This window comes from Calothrix anomala FACHB-343 (genome assembly GCF_014696435.1).
Lineage (GTDB): Bacteria > Cyanobacteriota > Cyanobacteriia > Cyanobacteriales > Nostocaceae > Aulosira > Aulosira anomala_A.
Window position 1 is genome coordinate 18,569 of sequence record NZ_JACJQG010000064.1, and the last position, 18,099, is coordinate 36,667.

The following is an 18,099-nucleotide window of genomic DNA, read 5'->3' on the forward strand; positions in this document are numbered from 1 at the left end:
CCAGTTTCAGAGCATAATTCTTCCTCTGCTGAAACAGCGATAGGGTATTTTTGTATCTTACCCGGCTCGACAAAGGTCTTGTGGTAATCGCTGAATTACTCGTTGAAAAACAGATGGATCGTTTAACCCTTGAGACAGAATTAATGATCCCTGAATCATGATTACCGCATCTTCCCCCCGGTGGCGGGCTAATTTTTGATTTATCCCCGCTCCAATTAAGACATTAGCGATCGCATCAATCCAGGTGTGCAAAAGTGCTTTGACTGAATTATGAAACACATCACGCGCCGAACCCAGCAATAAAATCGCAAATAGACAGGGTTGCTCTCCTCCTTCATAGAGTTCATTCAGGCGATCGCACATACGTTGCAATTTTGTTAGAGCATCCCCTTCACTTTGGAGTGCTGACAAAATATTTTGACCTAACCACTGCTGAATATAATCCAGCACCGTCTCCACCATCTCATCTTTACCACCGGGAAAATGATGGTAAAGGCTAGCTTTACCCAAGCCTGTGGCTTCAGAAATTTTAGATAAGGTGGCACCATCGTAGCCATACTGGCGAAACAGACGCAAAAGGCAGGGAATATAAGTCTCTTTAGGCATTTTGTGAATATAAAAACATTACCTGTTGACATTGTACCGTTCGTTCGGTAAGGTATTTGTATACCGAACGAACGGTACACAAAACTCTGAATCGTCTATTCCCCTATTTTTCATCTATCAAGCTGAAATTTGCCAGTTGGGATACCTGATGTACCCTCACCCCGCTAGCATCTCTAGAACGTGAATCCTTCCCAACTGACTGTCTCTTATTTACCAATTTGTATTGATCTCATTTAGAGGATTAACTCATGATTCAGCTTTATGGTCACGAATTGTCTGGTAATAGTTACAAAGTCAAACTGATGCTGTCTGTGTTGGGTTTAGACTACGAGTGGATCAAAGTCGATTTGATGGCAGGAGCGCACAAGCAACCGGAATTCTTGGCATTGAATCCTTTTGGACAAGTACCACTGTTAGTAGACGGCAATACAGTGCTGGCCGATGCTCAAGCAATTCTGGTGTATCTGGCACGACAGTACGGTGGTGAATCATGGTTGCCGTTAGAGCCACAAGCAATGAGTCGGGTAGTGCGTTGGCTTTCTACAACCGCAGGAGAGATACGGCAAGGGCCGGAATCGGCGCGTTTATACCACTTATTTAAAGCTACTAGCATTAATATAGAACAGGCGATCCAAAAATCAGAGTTCATTTTGACCCAATTGAATGACCATTTAGCGAATCAACAATGGCTAGAGTTAGGGCATCCGACAATCGCCGATGTGGCAGTCTTTCCTTATGTGGCCTTGGCTGGCGATGGCAAAGTTGACCTCACTCCCTATACCAACGTGTTGGCTTGGATAGATCGCATCAAACATCTCCCTGGTTTTGTGGGGATGATTGGCATTGAAGCAGCAATTGCAGTTTAGGAGGGGATGATGCCACGTAAATTTGGTGAAATTGCTTTCACAACAGAAGTAAAAGCAGCCCAGGAACAGCGAGGTTCACGACAGACCTACGATCGCTATATCGCCAATGGCCCTGCTAATGATACCGTCACTCCCAAGATTGCAGAATTTATTGCTCAACTGGAAGGATTTTATCTGGGAACAGTCAATTCCAATGGCTACCCCTACATCCAATTTCGGGGAGGGCCACCCGGTTTCCTCAAGGTGCTAGATGAAAAGACACTGGGTTTTGCTGACTTTTCGGGTAATGTGCAGTACATTACCGTCGGCAATCTATCTGGTAATGACAAAGCGTTTCTGTTCTTAATGGATTATCGCCATCGCCGACGGATCAAGATTTGGGGTAGAGCCGAATACGTTGAAGGCGAATCAACTTTATTAGAGCAAGTGCGAGTTCCCGATTATCCGGCACAGGTGGAACGGGCTATTTTATTTCATGTCGAAGCAACCAGTGAGAACTGTCCTCAACACATTCCCATCCGCTATTCCGAAACAGAAGTTGCAGCCATGATAGCTCCTTTACAAAATCGGATTGCCGAATTGGAACAGCAGTTACAGCAGTTTTCACCTATTTGAACCACATCTATCGTAGGGGCACGGCACAGAAAATCTTTTGATACATACAATAATTTTACTGATGCCGTGCCCCTACAGCGTGGTCTATTTACAGGAAGATGCTGTAAGCATAGAGGCTGCCAGGACTCAAAAGCCATCAGGATAGCCTCTCATCTAGGTAGGCTGTGTTATGGATAGCCCCAGGCTTCCAGCCTGCGGTCGGTATGGCTGGTACAGGCGAAAACTGTTTATATCTTCCCTAACTTGCAGCTAAGGCATCAAGTAAAAATAAGTAGTGCGAGCATCTTGCTCGCGCGGGCAAGATGCCCACACTACAAATATTAAATTGTTCAACTTATTTTTACACGACTCCTAAATTACCCCATGCTACATAAGGTAACTTCGCCGCAGTCGCCCGAACTTGATCGGCGTTCGCTACCAACTGTCCGCAAGCGTCCCAAGTTCCCGCAGTAAAGGTAGTTCGCGTACCTTCATTGATAGATACTGAAGTCGTGTAATCGCCAATTTGCACTTGTAAAGTTTCCAAATTGATGGTGACAGCAGCTTGAGGATGAGCGGTGACTAATTCCTGTAACTTTTTGACAGTCGCACTATCAGCAGTTACACAAGGAATACCCATCGCCACGCAGTTACCGAAAAAGATTTCCGCGAAGCTTTCACCAACTAAAGCTTTAATTCCCCATTTTGCTAATGCTTGGGGTGCGTGTTCCCGTGAGGAACCACAGCCAAAGTTGCGGTTAACGATTAAAATACTCGCGCCTTGGTATTGTGGCTGATCGAAAGGATGCTCGCCTTTAAGTGCTGTGCGATCGTCAATAAATGCGCCTTCGCCTAACCCATCAAAGGTAATGGCTTTTAAATAACGCGCTGGAATAATGCGATCGGTATCGATATCATCGCCTATCAAAGGTACGCCGCGACCCGCGACTGTTTTAACTTCACTGACCATAAATCTTACCTATTACTTCAAAGGATATCCGAACCGCAGATCAAGACATTCCCAATGACAACATTTCATTACCATGTATAAAAATGGACATTGGGAAACAGTCAACCGTCAACCGTCAACCGTCAACAAATCCCGCACATCTGCGACTTCGCCTTTAATCGCCGCAGTCGCCACCATCGCCGGACTCATCAGCAATGTGCGCCCGGAAGCTGAACCTTGTCTTCCTTTAAAGTTGCGGTTGGAGGAGGAAGCGCTAATTTGTCTTCCCTGTAGTTTGTCTGGGTTCATGGCTAAACACATAGAACATCCTGGTTCGCGCCATTCAAACCCGGCTGCTTGAAAAATTTTGTCTAATCCTTCGGCTTCGGCTTCTTTTTTAACTCTTTCGGAACCTGGAACCACAAAAGCTTTGACTCCCTCAGCTACATGGCGACCTTGGGCAATTTTCGCCGCTTCCCGTAAATCGCTAATTCTCCCGTTGGTGCAGCTACCAATAAAGCAGACATCAATTTTTGTGCCTTTGATTGGTTGACCGGGGAATAAATCCATGTAACTGTAAGCTTCTTCAGCAACAAAGCGGTCTTCTTCTGGGAGTTCGTCGGGTTTGGGTATGAACTGGTTAACACCGATACCTTGACCGGGGGTAATTCCCCAGGTAACTGTCGGGGGAATTTCCGCAGCGTCAAACACGACAACATCGTCGTATTCAGCATCAGCATCACTCTTGATAGATTCCCACCAAGCCACAGCTTGATCCCAATCTGCACCTTTAGGTGCGAAGTCTCTACCTTTGAGGTAATCATAAGTAATTTGATCGGGGTTGACGTAGCCACAACGCGCACCGCCTTCGATCGCCATATTGCAGACAGTCATCCTCTCTTCCATGTTCATCTGCTCAAAGGTGGTACCTGCGTATTCGTAGGCGTAACCTACACCACCTTTGACACCCAAGGTGCGGATGATATGCAAAATCACATCTTTAGCGTAGACACCAGGGTTGAGAGTACCGTTAACTTCGATTTTGCGGACTTTTAATTTAGATAAAGCTAGGGTTTGGGAAGCGAGAACATCACGTACTTGACTAGTACCAATACCAAATGCGATCGCTCCAAAAGCACCATGACTAGAAGTATGACTATCACCACAAGCGATCGTCATTCCCGGCTGTGTCAGCCCTTGTTCTGGCGCGATAACGTGAACAATACCTTGACTGCCAGAACCAATATTATAAAAAGTTATGCCATTTTCCTTACAGTTCTGCTCTAGCGCCTGAATCATTTCCTCTGCCATAGTATCGACAAAAGGACGCGCTTGATTATCTGTAGGTACAATGTGATCTACCGTGGCGATCGTGCGCTGGGGAAACAGTACTTTCAAACCCCGTTCCCGTAGCATAGCAAAGGCCTGGGGACTGGTGACTTCATGGATAAGGTGAAGTCCGATGAATAGCTGCGTTAGCCCTGATGGAAGCGTGCCGACGGTATGTAAGCCCCAAACTTTATCGAACAATGTGCCTTTGCTCATACATCTATCGTTGTTGAACGAGTGAGAGTTTTTATAGTATCAAAAAAGCTATGTCTTTGGGCATGGCGCATTGGGTATGGGGCATTGGGCATTGAAACAATTTTGGATTTTGGATTTTAAATTTTAGATTGGAATCCAAAAGACGCTCGCGGACTCGCTCTAAGCGAAGCTATGCTGAAGGCTTTACGCTGCGCTATCACAAATCTAAAATTCCTTGTCCTCCTTGTCCTCCTTGTCCTCCTTGTCTTCCTTGTCCCCCTTCTGCCATCTGCCTTTTCCTCTCAACTACTTAAACGCTTAATAACTTGCGATAAATGTTCAATAAACTCTTCATCAGTCCAGTAACCGTCATGGCTTTGCGGATTCCACGATTGCCAAAGATTTCCGGAATCAATCTCTATATCTTTATCGACTACTAAATCATAAGAAGGTGATAAAGGTTTTAAAGGCCAGCCTAAAACATCATCTTTATCGTAATAATTAAACCATTTAAAATCAGGATTTGGTTTAGAAATTGCTACAATATCTGCAAACCCTGCCACAAATAACGGGATATTACAGCCAGTCGTAAATAAATAGCGGAGATATTTCAACTTTAAAAAATCTTCTTGCTCTGGAGGAAATACAGGATAATCGGGGCTACCTTGTTGCCAAATGCCTTTATTTTTATGACTATCCCAAAGATAATTAGAAATAACTTGGCAACCTAAAGAATGAGCCAAAATAATGATAGGTACATCATTTGTAGAGAATTGATTTCTGGCAATTTTTAAAGAATAAATAATCGATTTTTGAATCTTTTTGTATACGCTACCATCATCTGTAGCTCGATGTTCTAAGGCTGATGCATCGCTAAAGCCAAACAACATAAATTTGCGCAAATCTTGCCAAGACAGAGGCGCACGTTGACGCATCTTTTCCCAAACGTTATATTGGTACTCTTGCAAATCAGAATGATAGTAAATTGGTTCTAAATGAACTGTAGACCAAATATCTTTGCCTAAAGCTTTTTCTAGAGATTGTTTGAGAATATGGTAATAGTCTTTCTCCGTTTCTCCCATGCCATGTATGGTGAGAAATGCTAATTTTTTAGCCATAGGGGAATTTTGGCAGCGTGTGAGTTTGGTTAGTTTATCAGGAGTTTAGGTAATAGAGGATGTGGGGTGATGGGTCGATTAGCATTAATTTTATTGTTAACTTAACTGAAGCGACAGTAATGACTGTTGGAAATGCACCGCCAACTGCGCCAAGTATGCCAATGTAGGATAAAAGTATGGGTAAGTTGGTGATGCATACTCTAGAGAAAGTATTGGAGATTTTATTTCCGTAAAATAAAAATCAAGAAGTAGCAGAAATTGGGATTATGATGCAATCCACAGCAAAACAAACTGCACGTGGAAGGCGAATTTTTTCAGAACGGACTTTATCGCCAGAGGAACTTGCTAGGCGTAAAGCTGAAGATGAAGCTTTTTATGAGCGTATGTTTTAACGAACCGCATACTCCAAAGGAGAACCCGCAGGGTAGGCGCAAAGAAGGCGAAGGTAAGAGGATTAAAGGGGTAAGTCGCGTAGGTTGGGTTGAGGAACGTAGACGCGGAGCGGCTTCCCGCAGGGTAACCCAACATTTTCGGCGATTTGTTGGGTTTACACACGGTAAGCCCAACCTACATTTATCCTTAACTGAAGCGTATTGGATTAAAGGGGTAAGTCGCGTAGGTAGTAAAAGCGATCGCGTCTTGAATCTTCTCCTTTAACTCGTCCTAAATAGCCTGTTAAGGGCGATGATAATTCAATCAGAATTTCGTGCATTTCTTGTGGTTTTAATGGCTGTGGTGGATTTGAGCCAAAATACGCGCCATGTAAACTATCGACACCAGCAGATTCTATACCTGAGTTTTGCAAATAATTTTTGACAAGCTGGATGATGTGCGATCGCAATTTAATTTCTTTGGAAACTTTTTCAATATATTTTTCAACTTCGTCATCACATTTACCAGCTTTAAGATATTCTCTTAACTTAAATAAGTCTATTGAATTTCGATAATTACTTTGTAATTTGACTAGTTTCTCTAATGTTTCTGGATTAATAATAGCCATATCTTGTACTTTTGCTGCATCTTGAAGTTGAGTAGTAGGTTCACCTGGGCCAATAATTAATTTAGTTGCTTGCTTGAATAATTCTTGACTTTTCAGACGTAGTGTTCCCAAATTTAGTAATTGCACAGCAGTATCATTGGGAATTCTTTTACCAGCTTTGCATTCTCCAACAAGTGGATATGGTTGTGAACAAAATACATCTACACCACCAGCACCGCCTCTATGGAAATAATCAACTGTAAAGCCTAAAAATTCAAGGCTCTGGCGAACTATATTTTCAAATTCTGTGCCAGCTTGATAATTACTTTTACTCTCGTCTTTTTCTTGGCTTCGATTACCCAATGCTGCAATATCATTTATCCAAGCTAAATCAGGATCGGATTGCTTAATTAATTTATTACTACTCCAACCTAAAAATACTTTGATATCATTATCTAATTCTTTAGCAGTTGGATTATTCATACTAAATAAGGCTAATGAACTCTCCAATTCTTCCAATTCTGGATACAGAGGTGGTTCTAAATTTTCTAACTGGCGTTTGCGTTGAGCGAAAGTGCGATCGCTTAATATAGGATTTGCCTCAGAACCACTCACAGCAGCAGGTACACTCATAAGTTTTCCTAGTTTTTCTTGAACTAGGTTATTAACTGATACTTCTTGCGCATCGGGTAATTGATAAACACGCAAGTAAGTTAAGAAAATATATTCCTGTTGTCGGAGAATCTCTTTTAGTCTTTCAGGTGTCCATATTGTTAACTGAGACAAAATATCTAATGGCTTACTTCCATCTAAAATTTGGCACAGTTCACATTTAGCCCAAGCTATAATTACAACTTTTTGGGAATTATCTGGATTGAGATTAGCAGTTTTAGCTATGGGTAATACACCTGAGTGGTAGTATTGCTCAAGTGATAATGAAGTATGTAAAAAATTGGCTGGGTAAAGAGCAAATCTTTGCCCAGGACGGATAAACATTTTGGGCATTGCGGCAATTGTCTGCCCCTGTATTAATGCTTCAATATCAGGGACGGGTAGACACAATGCTGTTGGTAGTGCAAACAGCTGATTCATTATTATTTATCTATAGTGCTAGTTCGACATTATCGGCAGTAGCAACGCTTTGAGGAATACTAAGAGGTAAACCATCATCAGTTAAATTAGTAGGTTCCTGTCCAGATGGATCGCTGAGTATTTCTCGAATTAAAGGGTTATTTTTCGCCAAATGTTTTTGTTCAATAAATTCAAATATTTGTTCTTCTGTCAGATTATTCTTTTGACGCTGATTGTAAACAAATAATATCGCCAATAAAGGTTTAATATCTTGGCTTTGTAAGCTTACCCATTCTCCACCTTGTTCTTGCAAAAGTTTTCTCAAATGATTTCTAGCTAATACTGCATTGGTACTAATTGTTTTTGAACGCACTAAACAACCGCGAGTTATGTTAAACCTTTTGTAATCAATTAATCTTCCTAAAGCAGCACTGATAACATGACGGTCTTGCTGAACTACATCTAGTCCAATTCTCACTGTTCCGTTATTCCCAATAATTTTAAAATCCATAAAGCCATTATTTGCTGCACTAGGCTCGATTTCTGCAATAGATTCAATCTTAATTCCCTCTAACGTTTCACCTATTAAGCTTTTGAAAGCAAGCCTGAGAGCATCAGCAATTTCCACTTCTTTGTGTATTAATGAAGTCATAGAAGCTTCTACATTTGCTAATTCCTTATCAAAATATTCTTGAACTGGCGAAATTTTTTGAGAATCGCCAATAGGTACAAAATTTTCTGCACACCAATTTAAAACTACTCTACTGCTAGGTTTTCCTCTACCCATACTTCTAAGTTTTGTTTCATCAAATGGGTAAAGACTATGAGGAGGATTTATTTGATGTTGTTGATAAAAATTTTGTAACCATTTTTGAGTAAGAGAAATAATGTCATCTGCATTGAGATATTTTAAATCTATTGGTTGTCTATTGGCTTGTTCGCTGACTAATCTATCAATTGCAGCTTCAGCTTGTGGCAAAAATCTAATTTGGTCATTCCAAGTTTCTGGATACATTGTCAGTAGGAATATACCTTTATTAAGATTATTGTAAAGATCCTTAACTAAACTGCCAATAACTTGTGCTGTTGTTAAGCCATTATCTGCAACATCGGCGTTATCTAATTCATCAAAGCAAAACACAGGAATTTTATAACGACTAGTAATATTAATAATCTGACGCACATTTCGTAATGATTCAGTTTCTCTATCTTCTTTATTTAGATTTGGTAAACCCATCACTCTTGCATCTTCTGGGGTTATTTCTAAACCTGCTAGCCAGCAGTTTGCATAATTAACATGGACTGGAGAAAGTGTCCATAAAATTGCCTGAACAATGTAAGGATTTGTCAGTTCAGGTATTAATGAGTGAACGAGTTTTGCCAATTGTTCAACAAATTTATGTGAGAATTTTCTTAACCAAGTTGGATATTGAGTAATATACTTTTGTGGTGTGTAATCCCATTGCTTGACTTCGTTAATTAAAGCCGCAGCAATTTCTTGCCACTGCATCACATCTTGATTACCAAATGCTCTTAAGCTGGAGGCAACATTTTGGAGGAATTCATATTTAATTTGATTTAAGTTGTCATATTTATTCATGTAGATAAATAAACTATCACCTTCAGCCTTTATTCGATGACGAACTCGACTAATAATATGGCTTTTACCTAGCCCTTTTTCTGCTGTAATCGTGATACCTACAGTTGTACGCTGACCTTGACGAATTTTTTCAACTGCATCAAATACTGCATTAGAAGCATGAGAATTAATTGAAGGTACATCAGGAAAACTATTACCCCATATCTGCTGCGATTTAACAATAAAATGCCCTGCAAATGGGTTATGATTTTTAATCAATTCATCAATATCAGATGTATGGGTAATCATTATGGTGGCAGTAAAATTAATGAGTGAAGAGTCGGAATAAAAATTAAGGTGTTAAAAGCTTGGCGTAGCAGCGTAATCCACTAAGTTCTGTAGTAATAGAATCTTCAATTTTGTCACGTGCATTATCTTCTACAGTTCCGCCTTGAAGTTGGAAAATATCATCGGCTTGCATTTCCAATAGCCAATCATTAAATTCTGTACGATTTATGCGATCGCCTATTGCTCTCCTCATCCGATAAATTGGCACTAGATGATTAAAGTTGTATTCATAATTCAATTTGTCGTATACTGCCAACGCCACTGGCTTAAACTCTTCGTAAGATGCGATCGCATTTTTTGCACTTTTACCTTTGACTAATGCAGATGTACTATCTACTGCCACATTTATCTGATTAATCCATTTCACCAACGCATTCGCAGCCCAAGTACCAACTATTGTGCCTTCAAACTTAAAATTGCTATCTTTCAAACCCTCACCCAATACCTCTAAACCTTTGGGAGATGCTAAAGAGTATCCCTTTTTAGAAATAGCGATCGCGCCTTGTTTGTGCAATTCTTCAAAGATTCCCTGATACTCTGCTACTTTCTTACCCTTGGGTACAATCCTCTTAGCCAATAAACCTTTTGTTACCTCTTGCTGCGTTCCTCCCAAATCCCACAAAGCTAGCAGCAGACGAGTTTTTGTTTGATTCGCCGCCAAGACACTATGATTTTTCATACCCATGAAATGTAGCCTATTTAACGCACTTACACCATCATAGGTTTATATTTTTTACAATGCCTACTGAGAAAGCATGGAAAAGTTACCTAAACTATCAGACAAATATCAGTATTTTCAACTAAAAATAGACAGTAATCTTGTTTTGAGGCTAGATTGATTGACTTTGAATAGCTTACAGCTTGCGAGTAATTAAAAATCTATGTACTAAATAATAGCGATCGCTTTCCTCTCCCAAAAGCTACTAGGTTAAATCCCAAGATATTACTTAAGGATGAATGCGGTTTATTTCAAAGGCAAGATGGAATACTTGCAAAAGTGCATCACTATACATAGAAGTGAAACGCTTTACTTGTGCTGTTGTGAATGAACCAATATTTTTTCTACATCAGGAAAAATCTAGGGAATTCTGATTCTGTATTTTGCAACAGCACGGCTTTAGCAAATGCAGGTAATAAAAAAACGATGAACACAACATACAAAGAGCGTAAATTTATTTCGCGTCTGCTGGCTATTTGTCTGTCAGCATTGCTAATAGTACCCGTGCTGACTAGCTGCGGAGGTTCCCGAACTGCGAATGTACCACCACCAGTTGATGATACGGTTGGTAGAACAGTGAGCGATCGCAACACCGCAAACCAACCCGAAGCTAAGAAGGGGCTAGGTACAGGACAGAAAGTAGCAATTTTGGCAGGAGCAGCAGCACTTTACTACCTCTACAACAAGCATCAGAACGCCCAACAAGAAGGGCCTCAAGGTAAATATTACCTTTCTAAAAATGGGCGTGTATACTACCGCGATGCTGAACATCGCGCACATTGGGTAACTCCACCATCAGAAGGAATCCGCATCCCTGAATCTGAGGCGCAAAGATACCGCGACTTTCAAGGTTATAACGGGCGTTCTACAGGTAGAGATTTAACTGGTATCTCTGCAACTGAAGCTCCAGCATTTTAGATAATTAGGACTTACCCACCCAACACAAAAACCCCCACAAGGGTGGTCAAAAGTCAATAGTCAATAGTCAAAATTCACGTTTTTGGACTATGGACTATTGACCATTGACAAAAAGCATGAAAAATATCTGACACTGCGTAAGTCCTAACAATTCAAACCTGTGTGTAAGCAAAGCGACTTGAGAGAATAACGCCTGTCACGCAGGTGAAACTACAATATTCACAAAGGAGACAGATCGTGGTAGATGATTTTTTCCGCAGAGCGAGAGATTTGTTTTTAGGAAACAAAGACAATCAAGCTGAAGACGAATACCGCGATCGCGATGTCCGTCCAGCCAGTGAAGATCCATACGGTGATCCCGCAGACCAAGACGTTTATGGAAACGCCATCCCAGCTAGTCAAGACCCCTACGGCGACCCTGCAGACGTTTACGGAAACGCCATCCCCGCCAGCCAAGACCCCTACGGCGATCCGGGAGACTATTACGGAAACGCTATCCCAGCGAGTCAAGACCCCTACGGTGACCCCGCAGACCAAGGATCTTTTGGTGATGTCCGTCCAGCTAGCGAAGACCCCTATGGCGATCCCGCCGATGACGAATACCGTCGTTAAAGCTAACTAGGATTGTTGAGGCTTCGATAACTTGGTAGATAGCAGATAAGGCAGTAGGATTGAAAACTACTGCCTTTTATATAGGTGAAAACTGCTGTAAACAAACTCGGCATTTGCGAATCAGCAAATAGTTCTCTTGCTCACCCGATATACCGCCCACAGGCTAGAAGCCTGGGGCTATTACTACCAAGCCTGCCTTTGCAGGCTTTGTTCAATTAGCCGCACCCTTGAGGGTAGCGGCGGGATTGCGGGATCAGCGAGGGCTATTATTCTGAATCACCAACTTTGCTAAACTGTGAAATTTCTCCGTTTGTGTTGATTAAACGCTCACAGCCGCTAGAATTTCCTGCGCTCGGTCAATATTTTGACGTACAGATTGGGCAGAAAGATGTAAAGCAGCTTTTTCTTCGTCGGTGATATTTAATTCCAATACGCTCTCGATTCCACCGCAACTCAAGCGACAGGGAACGCCAATGAAGACATCATTTAAGCCGTATTCGCCTTGGAGATAAGCGGCTACAGGTAACAATCGCGACTGATTGAGCAATATGGATTCCACCATGACGCTAACAGCAGAAGCAGGAGCAAAAAAAGCACCGCCTGTCTGCATTAATTCGACAATTTCCGCACCACCATTGCGGGTTCTTTCTACTAAGCGTTCAATGGTAGCTGCATCTAATAATTCTGTAATGGGAATGCCGTTGACGTTAGCATAACGGGGTAAAGGAACCATTAAATCGCCGTGGCTACCTAATACCATTGCTTTGACATCGGCGGGTAAAACTCCTAATTCTAAAGCAATAAAAGCTTCAAATCTGGCTGAGTCTAACACGCCAGCCATACCCATAACGCGATCGCGTGGTAATCCGCTAGCTTGCCAAGCTAAATAAGTCATCACATCTAAAGGATTGGTGACAACTATTAAAATTGCATTGGGAGAATGAGCGATCGCATTTTTGGCTGCTTCCACCACAATCTTGGCATTGGTTTTGAGTAAATCATCTCTACTCATACCGGGTTTGCGGGGAATCCCTGCGGTAATTACAACAATTTCTGAACCCGATGTATCAATATAGTCGTTAGTGCCGATAATTTGACGATTATGGATTTCAATTCCCCTAGCTTCCATTAAATCGAGCGCCAAGCCTTGAGGCATACCTTTGACGATATCTAGCAATACTACATCTGCTAGGTTTTTCTCTGCAATTCTTTGGGCTAAGGTACTACCAACTCTACCAGCACCAATAACAGTCACGCGGGGTAAATGACATACAGCCGGAGATTCAAGATAAGAAGACATATATATAAGCGACTAAATAGTCGGAGATAGTATTCCACCACCTACCTCAACGATAGATTAGTGGTTTGGTTGATAAATTATGATGAGTTTGTTTTCAGCACAGGAGATGTTTTCCAACCAAGGACAAAAGTCCTGACTAATAGGTTTAAAAGTTTTTTATCAGCACAGTAGTGCTGGAAAATATAGGACTGAAGTCCCGATTACTAGCTGGATCAACCCCAGACTAAAAATTAGCCTGAGGGGAGAGAATTATTTAAATTCTTCCAGTTGATCTACACGTAACCAAATGTTGGGTGTTGGAACTTGGCCAAACTTCACCAAGGCGTAATCCCCTTTGAGATCAACAATTTCGCCTTTGCTGTCAAACAAATAGTTAGGAAAGCGGGTATCGCTAGCTTTTGCTTCTAAGCTGTTTTCCAGCTTTTCGCGAACAGCGCGAACCATATCACCTCTTTTGATTGGCATGAGTTCCCCTCTCGATTTTATAAATCCTTTTATACAGGATCTTAGCTCGTGCCAATACACAAAGGCTAAAAGCTGGCATTGGTATCTTTAAATATCAAGCTTTAACTTCCCAATGTATTACGAAACGTAAATAAGCTTACTATCAATTTACAGCAGATTGCCAATTGCTGAGGTACAGATGATCGTTGATTGTAGAGTTACTGGCACTGCCATGCCCACCTGTGTCAACTTAAGGTGAAACCCTTGCCAAGATTCGATTTTTAATTCCATCGCCTACCATTAAGCTCCGCGTTACCCCACCCCAGTTTTGTCTAAAGCCAAAACTTCCCCTCCCCTTGGCAAGGGGAGGGGTTAGGGGAGGGGTAAAAGGCTTGTGGGGTAAGCATTTGAATTTAAGTTGACACCAATGTGCCATGCCCCTACCTAATGTTGACATTCAGGGCAAAAGTGGCTCGAACGCCCTCCTAACTTTATGCGCTGTATCACATTACCACAGACGCGGCAAGGTTCTCCCGTGCGGTTGTATACTAACGCTACACCGCCATAGTTACCATTAACACCCTTAACATTGAGGAAATTACTAAAAGTCGTGCCGCCAGCCGCAATACTTGCTTCTAATACTTGAATTATGGCAGTACGCAAAAGTTCGATTTGCGATCGCTCTAAATTTGTACCAAGAGTTTCTGGCAAAATCCCGCTCTTAAACAGTGCTTCATCAGCGTAGATATTACCCAACCCCGCCACCACTGACTGATCCAATAAAGCAGTCTTAATCGGACGGCGGCGATTTTGCAATTTTTGCACCAAGTAATCAACTGTAAACTCTGGGGAAAACGGATCTACCGCCAGTTTAGCTAAACCTGTCATTGCAGTTTCCACAGGTACGTTTGGCGGAACCCACCACATTTGCCCAAAGGTACGCTGATCGACAAAGCGTAATTCTTGTTGATCCCCAAAGAATAATCGCACTCGCGTGTGCTTGTGTAATGGCTCATCTCGATGCAGCCAGAGTAATTGTCCAGTCATCCGCAAATGCGCCCCTAGATAGCCAGTATGGGAAGAAGGAGATGGGGAGGACAAAGGAGATAATTCTGCTAGGAGATACTTTCCTCGACGATGCCAAGTAGAAATAGTATTTCCTTTAATTCCATTAATAAACTCACCAACAGAAAACGGGTAGGCAATGGTGCGATCGAGCAACACATCTCCACCCGTAATTTCTTGATTTAGGGTCAACTGATTTAGACCCCTGCGTACTGTTTCAACTTCAGGCAGTTCAGGCATTCAAGCTGATTAAGCAACCAAATTGCTATTTGAGGATAGAGGATAACAGAGCAGGAGGTAGCGAACACCTCCAAAATTCCAATGGTTAGCTTGTAACCTGGGAATCCTTCTCTATCATCCCATGAAAAAATCCCCTGATAGCTCAATTACTTACTTTTTAGCTTTTGCTGCTGGGGCTGCAACCTCTACTAATTCGTCTGGGGAAAAGTTATTGGTGTTAACACCTGCATAATTTACCTTCTCAAAACGGACAATCACTGAATACTTGATACCGCTTTGGTCAACAGAAGCCACGGTGCCGACATCTTGAAACCAGTAGGACTCTGGGCGGAGAATACGTACTTTAGAACCACGTTGAACCATGAGTTTTTTCCCTTTTAGTTATGAATTGCCAATAATAACGGCTAATTGATTTCACTCTACAACTAGAAGGACGCAGCCAGAAGCTTTGTTAAGTTATTTTTCTTGTTAGTTAGTTGTTAGAGACGCGATTAATCGCGTCTGTACAATTGTCATCATTTGTCCCCCAATGCCCAATGCCCAATGCCCAATGCCCAATGCCCAATGCCCCATGCCCCATGCCCAATGCCCCATGCCCAATACTTAAAAAAGTATGAAATACATCTTGACAAAAATCTGACTATAGTTTAATTTCGTGTCGTTCGCAGATAACACTTCAGGAAAACCTCATACTTTATTCAGTACAAACACACTACCCTCGTTCCCTCTACCGATCCGTAGATCGTTATCTAAATAAGTGATATCTAACCATCCTTGTTGTTTATCACTGTTAATCGCAGTATCAATCGCTGTGAATTTGTTACCAGATTCAATTTGTTGGATAAAATTATCTGGCGAGTTGTAACCTAATAACCGTTGCCAACCGATGATACTTCGATTAAATTTGACTTGGACACGACGACCTGAGACTGGCTCGAATTTGGCAGCAACGCTGACTAAACCTTCTAAAAAAGGTAAGCCATAAATCTCGGCTATATTGTAAACGCTAGTATTTTCTACGCGAATGTACTGGTAAATTTGTCCCAGTTTAAAAAAGGGTAATCGATCCAGATTTAATAGAGCTTTGCTTGTGGTGTATATTAATCGCCAGTTACCATCAAGCAATTCAGGAGCTTCTACAGGTCGTGGTGTGGGGTTGAAATCTTCTAAAGTGGCGATCGCTGCTAAGATAGCTTGCTTCTGTTGGTCACCAGCAAGTAAACCGCGATTAGTGCCTGCGATCGCATCTAAGAGAGCCGATTTTCCCAGCATCGTCAATTACCTCAAAAACATCAGGATGAAATTCAGTATCAAACATATAAAAATATCGAATGTATTCGGTCTTCCCAGATCGTCAATCAGGTTCCGTCATCTGTCATAAGGTAATTAAATAAATGTCTTTTGATAGATTACGGATTAATCAACTCTTGAGTTGAATTAATAACTAAATTAACTCATATCCAGTGATAGACTCTTATTGTCTAGCTACTTGACTTTCTCGTTTCTCAGACCATTATGTTGAACTCTCCATTACGTGAAGAACCTCGCAATCAGCGAGCTGCTGTGATTCCTTTAAAACAAGAGACCTCTCTTTTAGACTGGTTGCAAGCGAGCGGTCGGATTATCGCGAGAGACGTTCACGAACCTGATTTTCTCGAAGATGAAGAAGAAATATCAGAGTTTCTCGGTGGAGAAGATGGTATCGGTGATTACGATCTTGATGACGACGATGATATAGCTATTGCCGATGACTAGCCTAATTATGGCTGAGAAATTTGTGGCTTATATCGTCACTATTGTTCAGCTTTGTAAGTGTGGAGTGAAGGGAAATTTCCGTGGACGCTAAACTATCTCCTGACCAAGGGTTAAACTTTTCTGGAATCGGTATCGCTTCTTGTTTGGCTATCGGGCTAGGCGGGGCAGCATTGATTTTAGATTCAATGGGTAATAGATTGCCTTGGCAGGGTATGTCTTTAACCCTGCCCCTATTATTGTGTGCATTAATAACAGCAGCTTTGGGCTTTTGGGTAATCCCTCTGCTACAAGCACTCAAAACTGGGCAAATTATCCGTGAAGATGGCCCCCAAGCCCATCTCAAAAAAGCAGGTACACCCACAATGGGGGGAATATTCTTTATTCCTGTGGCGGTAGTAGTTGCTTGCATCTTGTCTAATTTTGCTAAAGAAGTGGTAGCTGTTTCTGCATTGACACTCAGCTATGGGTTTATTGGCTGGTTAGATGACTGGCAAATTTTACGCCGCAAGTCGAATAAGGGTATATCTCCTCGGACGAAACTAGCTTTGCAAATCGGTTTTGCAGTTTTGTTTTGTGTGTGGCTGATGTTCAATCAACCGACTGGAATCACAAGTATTGCTTTACCCTTGGTTAGTGTTTCCATTCCTTTAGGATTTCTCTTTTGGCCTTTAGCAGGCTTTGCTTTAGTCGCAGAAAGTAATGCAACCAACCTGACTGATGGTATTGACGGTTTAGCAGGTGGAACTGTTGCGATCGCACTTTTAGCACTTGCTGCTGTAGTTGCACCCACCGCACCAGGACTAATGGTTTTCTGTGCTGCATTAAGCGGCGCTTGTTTAGGTTTCTTAGCCCATAACCGCAACCCAGCCCGTGTTTTTATGGGAGATACCGGTTCCCTGGCTTTAGGGGGCGCTCTAGCGGCTGTAGCATTGTTAACTAACAGCTTAGTGGTACTGTTTATTCTCAGTGGTATCTTCTTCGTCGAAACCCTCTCTGTAATGGCGCAAGTAAGTTACTACAAAGCCACCAAAGGCCCCGATGGTAAAGGTAAGCGACTTTTCAAAATGGCACCTTTACACCATCATCTAGAACTCACTGGTTGGTCAGAATTGCAAGTGGTCGCAGTATTTTATTTAATCGCCGCAATCTTAGCTACAATCACGATGGCGATCGCTTAATTCGCAACTTGTTTAACAAAATCATTTGAAATAAAAATCAACCCTCCCCACATCACAGTGGGGTTTTTTGTTTTGGGGCATTGGGCATTGGGCATGGGGCATTGGGCATTGGGCATGGGGCATTGGGCATTGGGCATGGGGCATGGGGCATTGGGCATTGGGCATTGGGCATTGGGCATTGGGCACAGACGCGATGAATCGCGTCTCTACAATTGTCCTCCTTGTCCTCCTTCTC

Annotated in this window: 20 protein-coding genes; 7 read left to right on the forward strand and 13 right to left on the reverse strand. The window is 42.1% G+C overall.

The window, feature by feature from the left end; translation table 11 throughout:
• Nucleotides 1-57: 57 nt before the first annotated feature.
• Nucleotides 58-606, reverse strand: a complete 549-nt coding sequence (locus H6G08_RS28280; protein WP_190549144.1) for a TetR/AcrR family transcriptional regulator — start codon at nt 604-606, stop codon at nt 58-60.
• 248 nt (nt 607-854) lie between these two features.
• Here H6G08_RS28280 and H6G08_RS28285 point away from each other — a divergent pair, with 248 nt between their 5' ends.
• Entirely contained in the window at nt 855-1,472 is a 618-nt protein-coding gene (locus H6G08_RS28285) for a glutathione S-transferase family protein (protein ID WP_190549145.1), read from the forward strand.
• A 9-nt stretch (nt 1,473-1,481) separates the two neighbouring features.
• On the forward strand, nt 1,482-2,087 hold the full coding sequence (locus H6G08_RS28290) for a pyridoxamine 5'-phosphate oxidase family protein (RefSeq protein ID WP_190549146.1): 606 nt from the start codon (nt 1,482-1,484) through the stop codon (nt 2,085-2,087).
• A 340-nt stretch (nt 2,088-2,427) separates the two neighbouring features.
• Here the strand turns inward: H6G08_RS28290 and leuD are convergent, their stop codons facing one another.
• From leuD to H6G08_RS28305, 3 genes are all read right to left on the reverse strand, one after another.
• Nucleotides 2,428-3,036, reverse strand: a complete 609-nt coding sequence (gene leuD, locus H6G08_RS28295) for a 3-isopropylmalate dehydratase small subunit (protein WP_190549147.1) — start codon at nt 3,034-3,036, stop codon at nt 2,428-2,430.
• A 108-nt stretch (nt 3,037-3,144) separates the two neighbouring features.
• The gene (leuC, locus tag H6G08_RS28300; protein WP_190549148.1) at nt 3,145-4,560 is read right to left on the reverse strand and encodes a 3-isopropylmalate dehydratase large subunit; all 1,416 of its coding nucleotides are present in this window, start codon (nt 4,558-4,560) and stop codon (nt 3,145-3,147) included.
• 281 nt (nt 4,561-4,841) lie between these two features.
• On the reverse strand, nt 4,842-5,657 hold the full coding sequence (locus H6G08_RS28305) for a hypothetical protein (RefSeq protein WP_190549149.1): 816 nt from the start codon (nt 5,655-5,657) through the stop codon (nt 4,842-4,844).
• A gap of 266 nt (nt 5,658-5,923) precedes the next feature.
• Between H6G08_RS28305 and H6G08_RS38370 the strand changes: the two genes are divergently transcribed.
• Nucleotides 5,924-6,049 (forward strand): hypothetical protein, encoded by a 126-nt coding sequence (locus tag H6G08_RS38370; RefSeq protein ID WP_277877864.1) that lies wholly within the window; start codon nt 5,924-5,926, stop codon nt 6,047-6,049.
• 206 nt (nt 6,050-6,255) lie between these two features.
• Here H6G08_RS38370 and H6G08_RS28310 read toward each other — a convergent pair whose 3' ends face one another.
• From H6G08_RS28310 to H6G08_RS28320, 3 genes are read right to left on the reverse strand one after another with little or no spacing between them, the layout of a single operon-like run.
• Nucleotides 6,256-7,728, reverse strand: a complete 1,473-nt coding sequence (locus H6G08_RS28310) for a DUF1802 family protein (protein WP_190549150.1) — start codon at nt 7,726-7,728, stop codon at nt 6,256-6,258.
• A gap of 10 nt (nt 7,729-7,738) precedes the next feature.
• Entirely contained in the window at nt 7,739-9,595 is a 1,857-nt protein-coding gene (locus tag H6G08_RS28315) for a hypothetical protein (protein WP_190549151.1), read from the reverse strand.
• Between the two features lie 43 nt (nt 9,596-9,638).
• A complete protein-coding gene (locus tag H6G08_RS28320) occupies nt 9,639-10,319 on the reverse strand; it encodes a hypothetical protein (RefSeq protein ID WP_190549155.1) in 681 nt (226 codons plus the stop codon).
• Between the two features lie 459 nt (nt 10,320-10,778).
• On the opposite strand from H6G08_RS28320, the gene H6G08_RS28325 reads away from it, so the two are divergent.
• A complete protein-coding gene (locus H6G08_RS28325) occupies nt 10,779-11,270 on the forward strand; it encodes a hypothetical protein (protein WP_190549157.1) in 492 nt (163 codons plus the stop codon).
• A 237-nt stretch (nt 11,271-11,507) separates the two neighbouring features.
• Complete coding sequence (locus H6G08_RS28330) at nt 11,508-11,882, forward strand: translation initiation factor (RefSeq protein ID WP_190549159.1); 375 nt, start codon at nt 11,508-11,510, stop codon at nt 11,880-11,882.
• Between the two features lie 319 nt (nt 11,883-12,201).
• On the opposite strand, the gene mdh is transcribed toward H6G08_RS28330, so the two are convergent.
• The 5 genes from mdh to H6G08_RS28355 all read right to left on the reverse strand — a co-directional run bounded on the left by mdh (nt 12,202) and on the right by H6G08_RS28355 (nt 16,203).
• Nucleotides 12,202-13,182 carry a malate dehydrogenase gene (gene mdh, locus H6G08_RS28335; protein ID WP_190549161.1) on the reverse strand — a complete coding sequence of 327 codons (981 nt, stop codon included), beginning with the start codon at nt 13,180-13,182 and terminating at the stop codon, nt 12,202-12,204.
• Nucleotides 13,183-13,431: 249 nt separating this feature from the next.
• Entirely contained in the window at nt 13,432-13,647 is a 216-nt protein-coding gene (locus H6G08_RS28340; protein ID WP_190549163.1) for an NAD(P)H-quinone oxidoreductase subunit O, read from the reverse strand.
• A gap of 423 nt (nt 13,648-14,070) precedes the next feature.
• The gene (locus H6G08_RS28345) at nt 14,071-14,931 is read right to left on the reverse strand and encodes a DNA-formamidopyrimidine glycosylase (protein WP_190549165.1); all 861 of its coding nucleotides are present in this window, start codon (nt 14,929-14,931) and stop codon (nt 14,071-14,073) included.
• A 150-nt stretch (nt 14,932-15,081) separates the two neighbouring features.
• Nucleotides 15,082-15,294, reverse strand: coding sequence for a photosystem I reaction center subunit IV (locus tag H6G08_RS28350; RefSeq protein WP_190549167.1), 213 nt, complete (start codon nt 15,292-15,294; stop codon nt 15,082-15,084).
• A 324-nt stretch (nt 15,295-15,618) separates the two neighbouring features.
• A complete protein-coding gene (locus H6G08_RS28355) occupies nt 15,619-16,203 on the reverse strand; it encodes a PAP/fibrillin family protein (RefSeq protein WP_096644369.1) in 585 nt (194 codons plus the stop codon).
• Between the two features lie 243 nt (nt 16,204-16,446).
• Here H6G08_RS28355 and H6G08_RS28360 point away from each other — a divergent pair, with 243 nt between their 5' ends.
• Both H6G08_RS28360 and mraY read left to right on the forward strand, forming a co-directional pair.
• Entirely contained in the window at nt 16,447-16,686 is a 240-nt protein-coding gene (locus H6G08_RS28360; protein WP_190549169.1) for a DUF3134 domain-containing protein, read from the forward strand.
• Between the two features lie 80 nt (nt 16,687-16,766).
• Nucleotides 16,767-17,864 (forward strand): phospho-N-acetylmuramoyl-pentapeptide-transferase, encoded by a 1,098-nt coding sequence (gene mraY / locus H6G08_RS28365; RefSeq protein ID WP_190549171.1) that lies wholly within the window; start codon nt 16,767-16,769, stop codon nt 17,862-17,864.
• Here mraY and H6G08_RS28370 read toward each other — a convergent pair.
• Nucleotides 17,861-18,022 (reverse strand): hypothetical protein, encoded by a 162-nt coding sequence (locus H6G08_RS28370; RefSeq protein WP_190549173.1) that lies wholly within the window; start codon nt 18,020-18,022, stop codon nt 17,861-17,863. The two genes, mraY and H6G08_RS28370, sit on opposite strands and share 4 nt — an antisense overlap.
• Nucleotides 18,023-18,099: the final 77 nt, after the last annotated feature.